A 570-nucleotide genomic window follows, 5' to 3' on the forward strand; every position below is an offset into this window, starting at 1 on the left:
GCGGCGACGACTTTCTTCGCGGGGGAACTCGACCCCCGCAATCGATGATCATAGCGTTCATAGATTCGTTGCGCGCCAATGGTTTTGCGGTCGAGTCGGTCTGCCGGACCCTACGTGGTCAGGGGTGCAAGATCGCCGCGAGAACCTACCGAGCATGGCGGGCACGCAAGCCCGCTGCGCGCACCGTATCCGACGCCCACGTCGTCGACGCGGTCCGCGATGCCGCCTGGCGCACCGACACCGACGGTCGCCGCCGGATGAACCCCGAGGGCTTGTACGGGCGGGTGAAGATGCGCGCTCATCTGGACCGAACAGTCACCCCGGGTGTCTCGTACGGTTCGGTGGATCGTGCAATGAAGTTGTTGTCGCGGGGTGGTGTTCGGCGAGCAAAGGGCATCAGAACCACCATTCGTTCCGCGGACGGTGTCCGGGCGGGAGATCTGCTGAACCGGCAGTTCCGGGCGGACGAACCCAACCGGGTATGGGTTACTGACTTCACATAATGGGGTGGTCGGCACCGTATGCGACACGAAAAGACGACTGGCAGGTGGTCACTGAGATTTTACCGAC

At 63.2% G+C, this 570-nt stretch carries 1 pseudogene; it reads left to right on the forward strand.

What is annotated here, in order from left to right:
* Positions 1-500 (forward strand): annotated as a pseudogene (locus RhoFasB10_RS25745) (IS3 family transposase); the annotation flags it as partial.
* Positions 501-570 lie beyond the last annotated feature (70 nt).

The organism is Rhodococcus sp. B10 (assembly GCF_011770055.1).
Taxonomy (GTDB): Bacteria; Actinomycetota; Actinomycetes; order Mycobacteriales; family Mycobacteriaceae; genus Rhodococcoides; species Rhodococcoides kyotonensis_B.